The 6,129-nt window shown below is 71.1% G+C and carries 5 protein-coding genes; 1 reads left to right on the plus strand and 4 read right to left on the minus strand.

Going from position 1 to position 6,129, the window contains the following annotated elements:
- Positions 1-163: 163 nt before the first annotated feature.
- Positions 164-610 (minus strand): hypothetical protein, encoded by a 447-nt coding sequence (locus RR49_RS00255; RefSeq protein ID WP_045245722.1) that lies wholly within the window; start codon positions 608-610, stop codon positions 164-166.
- A gap of 424 nt (positions 611-1,034) precedes the next feature.
- On the opposite strand from RR49_RS00255, the gene RR49_RS00265 reads away from it, so the two are divergent.
- A complete protein-coding gene (locus RR49_RS00265; protein WP_045245723.1) occupies positions 1,035-2,951 on the plus strand; it encodes a multicopper oxidase domain-containing protein in 1,917 nt (638 codons plus the stop codon).
- Positions 2,952-3,129: 178 nt separating this feature from the next.
- Here RR49_RS00265 and RR49_RS16155 read toward each other — a convergent pair whose 3' ends face one another.
- The 3 genes from RR49_RS16155 to RR49_RS00280 form a co-directional block, all read right to left on the minus strand.
- The gene (locus RR49_RS16155; RefSeq protein WP_048809504.1) at positions 3,130-4,641 is read right to left on the minus strand and encodes a hypothetical protein; all 1,512 of its coding nucleotides are present in this window, start codon (positions 4,639-4,641) and stop codon (positions 3,130-3,132) included.
- Between the two features lie 137 nt (positions 4,642-4,778).
- Positions 4,779-5,507, minus strand: a complete 729-nt coding sequence (locus tag RR49_RS00275; protein ID WP_045245724.1) for a cytochrome c biogenesis CcdA family protein — start codon at positions 5,505-5,507, stop codon at positions 4,779-4,781.
- Positions 5,507-6,129, minus strand: a 623-nt coding sequence (locus RR49_RS00280; protein WP_245610923.1) for a TlpA family protein disulfide reductase, incomplete at its 5' end; no start/stop codon positions are given. The genes RR49_RS00275 and RR49_RS00280, both read right to left, overlap by 1 nt.

A 6,129-nucleotide genomic window follows, 5' to 3' on the forward strand; every position in this document is an offset into this window, starting at 1 on the left:
GGGCGGCGGTGACCGGCCGCAGCCGTCGGCACCGGACCGGCGACGGGGGCCGCCGTGATACGGGTCGTCAAGACATTCTCCAAACCTAGAAATCGGCATCACACAGCGCCCGCACACGGGCGGGCGGGAAGATGCCGCCCATGGGTGGGCGGCATGCCGGATCTCAGGTTCGGGAAATCGACAACAGCAGCAGTGAGGGCGCGGCCGGACGCCGCGACACGGGCACCGGCACCAGCAGCGGCGCGCGCACCGGACGGGATACCCGCAGTATCCGCAGCCGGCTCTGTAACCGCAACCCCGTCACGGCCGCCAGTACCAGCAGCGTGCACACCACCCCGATCAGGCACCCCCACGCCCCGGACGCATCGACGGACACCCCCGCAGAGGACGACGCCGTCCGGCCCTCCACCGGTGCCCCCGAGTCTGGGGTAGAGCCGGTCGTGACGGGGGAGCCCGCACTGGTGTCGGCGTGCGCGTCAGCCGTGGTGTGGGAGGTGGTCCAGCCGCCGATGATGAGCACAAGTGCCAGGCCCAGGATGGTCAGCAGCCGCCCCGACCACCACCCCGCCGCGATGACCCGGTCGGGCCGGGATCGGGGGTCGCGGGGCATAGTCCCTCACTGTACCAATCCGACCTTTGCGTCTCCCGGATCCCGCCCGGCCGCAGGCCCTCCACGCCTTCGCCGACAGAGCAGCCACATCGCGTCCACCGGCACGTCGTTCTCGATTATCGCCGAACGACGTCCGTCTCCTGAGCGGAAGGATCAGTGCCCTCGGGGTGCCGTGGTGTCGGTGAAGGCGGGCAGCAGGATCGCCGTGATGCCGTCGGGGTCGAGTCTGCCGGTGCGGACTTCTTCGGCGGCGCCGTTGAGGACGGCACGGGTCGCTGAACTCCGCCGCGATCGTCTCGGCTGCGTCAGGTTCGCCCCACCGGGCACGTGCACCCGTCGGCACCCGAGGCGGCGCCGATTGAAAGAATACCCATAGGGGGTATAAGGTGTGGGGGAGTCGTGTGCGAGGGAGAGGCGGGCGAGGTTGATTCAACCGATCGACTATTTCCTGGTCGCCTGGTTCGTGCTGGTCGCGATCAGCACGATCTGGGTCGGGGTGGACCAGTTCCGTCACAACCCGGAGCCGGCGGTGATGAAGTGGGGCTTCATCCTGGTCACCCTCTACCTGGGGCCGATCGGGGCGCTGCTGTATGTGCTCGCGGACAAGGAGCCGCGGCCGGGAGAGCATGAGGAGTTCACCCGGCCGCTGTGGAAGCAGGGCATCGGGTCGACCATTCACTGCGTCGCGGGCGATGCCACCGGCATCATCGTCGCCGCCGTCGTCGTCGCGTCGCTGGGCCTGCCGATGTGGCTGGATCTGATCATCGAGTACGCCGCCGGGTTCGCGTTCGGGTTGTTCGTGTTCCAGGCCCTGTTCATGAAGAACATGATGGGCGGCAGCTACTGGCAGAACGTGCGCCGCTCGTTCCTGCCCGAGTTCATCAGCATGAACCTGATGATGGCGGGCATGGCGCCGGTGATGTCGCTGCTGATGATGGGCCGCGACATGCGGGCCATGCTGCCCACCGAGTTGCTGTTCTGGGCGGTGATGAGCTTCGGGATCGCGGCCGGGTTCGTGCTCGCCTACCCCGTGAACGTGTGGATGGTGAAGAAGGGCCTCAAGCACGGCCTGATGACCGTCCGCCCCCAGCCCGCCAGCCACCCCCAGGAGCATGACGCGCACGCGCAGCACAACCCGCAGCCGCCGGAGGCGCACGCCGGCCACGACCAGGCGGCGGGCGGTGCGTCGTCGCCGGGGTCGGGGCATGAGGCGCACCAGCCTTCTGGCGCCGGAGCGGTGACCGTGCCGCAGCTGACCGTGGTCGGCGCGTTCTCCGCGATCGCGCTCGTGGTCGGGATGGTCGCCCCCGCGAACGCCGTCAACATGACTCTCAGCGCGCACGACGTCGGTGGGCTGATCATGCCGCCCGGGATGATCATGACCCGTGACACCCCCGCCGAGGCGATGCGGGACATGGCCGCCGTCGACCCGCGGGCCGCGACCGCCGCGTACGACGTGGACACCCGCGGTGATGAGGTGCTGGAACCTGCCCGCATCGAGGACGGGGTGAGGGTGTTCGAGCTGACCGTGTCGCAGATCCGCTGGGAGATCCTCCCCGGCGTCACCGTCGACGCGTACGCGTACAACGGGCAGATCCCGGGGCCTCGGCTGCAGGTCACCCAGGGCGACCGGATCCGCATCGACGTGACCAACGAGCTCGACGAGTCCACGACCGTGCACTGGCACGGCCTGGACGTGCCCAACGAGATGGACGGGCCCGCCGGGATCACCCAGGATCCCATCCAACCCGGCGACACCTACCGGTACGAGTACACGGTGAAGCAGTGGGGCACGTTCTTCTACCACTCCCACGACCACGCCGACCGGCAGCAGGCCCTCGGCCTGTACGGGGCGCTGATCATCGACCCCGCCGACCCTGGCCTGCAGCCGCCTGCCGATCGCGAGTACACGATTCAGCTGCAGGAGTGGCTGTCTCGGGAGGGGCTGACCTATCCGGCGATGCCGATGGAAGGGGGCATGCCGAACTACTTCACCATCAACGGGAAGGCGTACCCGGCCACCGAGACCATCGACATGAAGGTGGGCGAGACCCTCCGGGTGCGGTTCATCGGCTCGAACACCAACGACATCCATCCGATGCACATCCACGGCGGCCCGTTCACCGTCGTCGCCCGCGACGGGGCGGCCCTCACCACGGCGCAGCAGTTCCAGGCCGACACGATCAACGTCGGGCCGGGACAACGCTACGACGTGCTCTGGAACGCGCTCGAGCCCGGCCAGTGGCTCATCCACTGCCACATCAACCACCACACCACCAACAACAACGTCGAAACCGACGGCGCCGGCGGCCTGACCATGATCATCAACGTCACCGAATAACCCCACGGGCCGAAGAAGCCCACCGTCATCGCCGTTGCCGCGTCGAGTCACGTCCGCGCCCTCCGGCAGCACAGCAGGCGGATGCAAGAGGTGCTCAGCTCATCGTGCCCGACCGTTTCGGTTGCCGGGGCCGAGGTCGCCCGCCGGCCCGCGACGAGACGCGGTGACCTCGCCGTGGTCAGGTGGTGGCGGGAAGGAGGACGCGTCGGCGGCGGGCGACGGTGACGGCCGCGGCGACCGTGAGTGCCGTCGAGACGGCGAGGAGCACGGCGCCGAGGAGGATCTGCCCCGGTGACGGGGTGAGGGCGGTGACGGGCTGGTAGAGGTTGCGCTGCTGGCTCTGCGGGCCGGTGAGCTGCTGATCGACGGGCACCCACACCTCGAGGGTGCGTTCGCCGGTGGCGAACTGGGCGTACACGAACCACAGCCCCGGTGACGGCAGTGCCAGTTCCCCGGTGAAGGTACCGGGAGGCGGGGTGCCGGGTTGTGCGCGCAGCGGCGCGGTGAGGTCCTCTCCGGCGCGGCGGGCGACCAGACGGGACGGGGTGAGGCCGGTGTCGTCGGTGAGGCGGATGCCGGTGATGGTGACGGTCAGCTGCCCGGTGCCGTCGCCGGTGACGGTCCTCTGTGCGGTGCCGTAGGCGGTGCCCTGGCCGGGGTCGTGCGCCTGCGCGGGTGGGGGCGGGGCGAGGGCGACCAGCAGAAGGGTGAGGGCCGCGGCCGCGGCCCCGGATCGGAGGCGAGTCCCCGGCCGCACGGTGAGGGCGATCATGCTGACGATGATCACCGTGGTGGTGCCGACGGCGGACCAGGCGACGGGGGTGGGTGGGACGCTGCTGATCCCGGTCCCGGAGGCCAGCAATTGCAGGGTGGTCACGGCGAGGGCGGCCACCGGCCACCGCCACCGGGGGACGGGCAGGGCCAGCAGGAAGAGCCCGGCCACCGCGACCGGCAGGTCGGGGGCGAGCCACCCAGAGGTGGTGAGCAGCACCCACAGCACCACCCGGAACACCAGGTACCCGGCGACGACGAGGACGATGCGGGTGCGGCCGGGGACCAGGGCGGTGATCACCCATGCCGCGCCGAGCGTGGTCGCCAGCAGCAGCGGCAGGTACAGGGTCTCGGTGAACTGGGGCACGTCGGTGTCGTATTCCATCACGATGATCAGTGCCGCCCCCAGCACGCCTGCGGCCAGGGCGATCCGCGGCGGAGCGGGCACGAGCCGGTCGGTGCCGGTGAGCAGGCCGATCAGCACGCACAGGGTGCCGATCACCGATAGCAGGTGCGGGGGCGACCAGAGCACCGCGTCACGCCCGAACGCGGTGTGCCAGAACGCGTCGGCGGGCGCGGCCGCCGCGGTCGCGACCGCCGCGGCGACCGCGAGGGCGAACCCGGGAGTGCGGAACACGGCGGCCACGGAGCGGGTGGCGGCCAGCCGCCGCCACCCCCACCCGGCGATCACGACCCCGACGGTGAGGATCGACGCATACAGCAGCAGGTGCGGGGGGATGAAGGTGCTGTCCCGGCCGAGGGTGGTGTGCCAGGAGTCGTCCCAGTACGCCGACCCGACCCCGGCGGCCGCGGCGGCGGCAGCGACCCAGACGCCCCCGGCCCCCAGCGCCGGGGAACCGCGGGCCGGGTCCGGCTCGGACGGGATGGAGGCGCGGTCACGGGTGCCGTGGGGTCGCATGGTCTGTCCTTTCTCTGATGCGGAGGGAGCCGGTCACTGCGGTCGGCGTTGCCGGGCGGCGTGCCCGCCCGGGGTGCCCGCCCGGGGTGCCCGCCCGGGGTGCCCGCCCGGGGTGCCCGTCCTGGCGGTCGGTCGTGCTAGAGGGGGAGCACGGTGGCTCCGATGAGGTTCTGGATGCTGGAGATGAGGAGTGACCAGGCTCCGCTGATCATCGCGATGCCGGTGGCGATCATGAGGACCCCGCCGGTGATGTTGATGGTGCGGATGTGGCGGCGCAGGAACGCGATGCTTCCGGTAGCCCAGTTCAGGCCGGCCGCAGCGGCGATGAAGGGCAGCCCCAGACCGAGGCAGTAGGTGACGGCGAGGAGGGCGCCGCGGGCGGGGTTGCCGGTGGTGAGGCTGAGGGCGGAGATCGCGGCGAGGGTGGGGCCCAGGCACGGGGTCCAGCCGAGCCCGAACGCGATGCCGAGCAGGGGAGCTCCGGCCAGCCCGCTGGGTGGGTGGATGGCGGGTTTCGCGGTGCGTTGGAAGAGCCGGAACACGCCGAGGAACACGAGCCCCATCAGCAGGACCACGATCCCGAGGATGCGGGTGAGGAGATCTTGCCAGCGGATGAGCCAGGCCCCCAGGGCGCCGAACGCGGCCCCGTAGCCGATGAACAGGACGGAGAAGCCGAGGGTGAACAGCCCGGTCCCGGCCAGCGCCCGCCACCGGGAGACCCCCGCGGTGGTGGTGGTGCCGGTGAGGTAGCCGAGGTAGCCGGGCACGAGGGGGAGCACGCAGGGGGAGGCGAAGGACACCAGCCCGGCGAGGAGGGCGAGGGGGAGGGCGGCCCAGATGCTGCCGGCGGTGATGATCTCCCCCATCAGGGGCTCGTCTCGGCGAGGACGGTGTCGATGAGGGCGGCGAGGGTGGTGCGGGTGGGGAGTTGCCCGATGATGCGGGCGGCCATCCGACCGGTGCGGTCCAGGACGATGGTGGTGGGCACGGCGCCGGGGGCGGCTTTCCCGGCGAACGCTGCTTGCACGGTGCCGGTGGTGGCGTCCATGATCGACGGGTAGGTGATGCCGAACTGGTTCTCGAACGCGGCGGCGGTGTCGGCGCTGTCGCGCACGTTGACGCCGATGAACACGACACCGTCGGGCTGGTATGTCTGGGCGAGGGCTTCCAGGTCCGGCGCTTCGGCACGGCAGGGCGGGCAGGCGGCGTACCAGAAGTTCACCACGACGACCGAGCCCGCCCACACGGTGGAATCCGCCTGCTCCCCGGTGTCGGTGGTGCCGGTGAAGGTGACCGGGTCGTCGCGCCGGTCGGCGGGGATCTCCCGCACGGTCTCGTCCGCGGACAGATACCCCGGGGACGGGGAGGAGGACAACAGGCCGGGCGTCTGGGCGGTGCACCCGGCCAGGAGCAGGGCGAGCACGCCGAGCACGGCGACCGCGGCGGCGGTGACGGCGCGGCGGGGTGGGCGTGTCAGGGTGGTGGGGG

It is taken from the genome of Microbacterium ginsengisoli (assembly GCF_000956535.1).
Classification (GTDB): domain Bacteria; phylum Actinomycetota; class Actinomycetes; order Actinomycetales; family Microbacteriaceae; genus Microbacterium; species Microbacterium ginsengisoli.

Coding starts and splice junctions, on each gene's coding strand:
- RR49_RS00275 (WP_045245724.1), bottom strand. CDS start 5,507: ATGGGGGAGATCATCACCGCCGGCAGCATCTGGGCCGCCCTCCCCCTC.
- RR49_RS00255 (WP_045245722.1), bottom strand. CDS start 610: ATGCCCCGCGACCCCCGATCCCGGCCCGACCGGGTCATCGCGGCGGGG.
- RR49_RS16155 (WP_048809504.1), bottom strand. CDS start 4,641: ATGCGACCCCACGGCACCCGTGACCGCGCCTCCATCCCGTCCGAGCCG.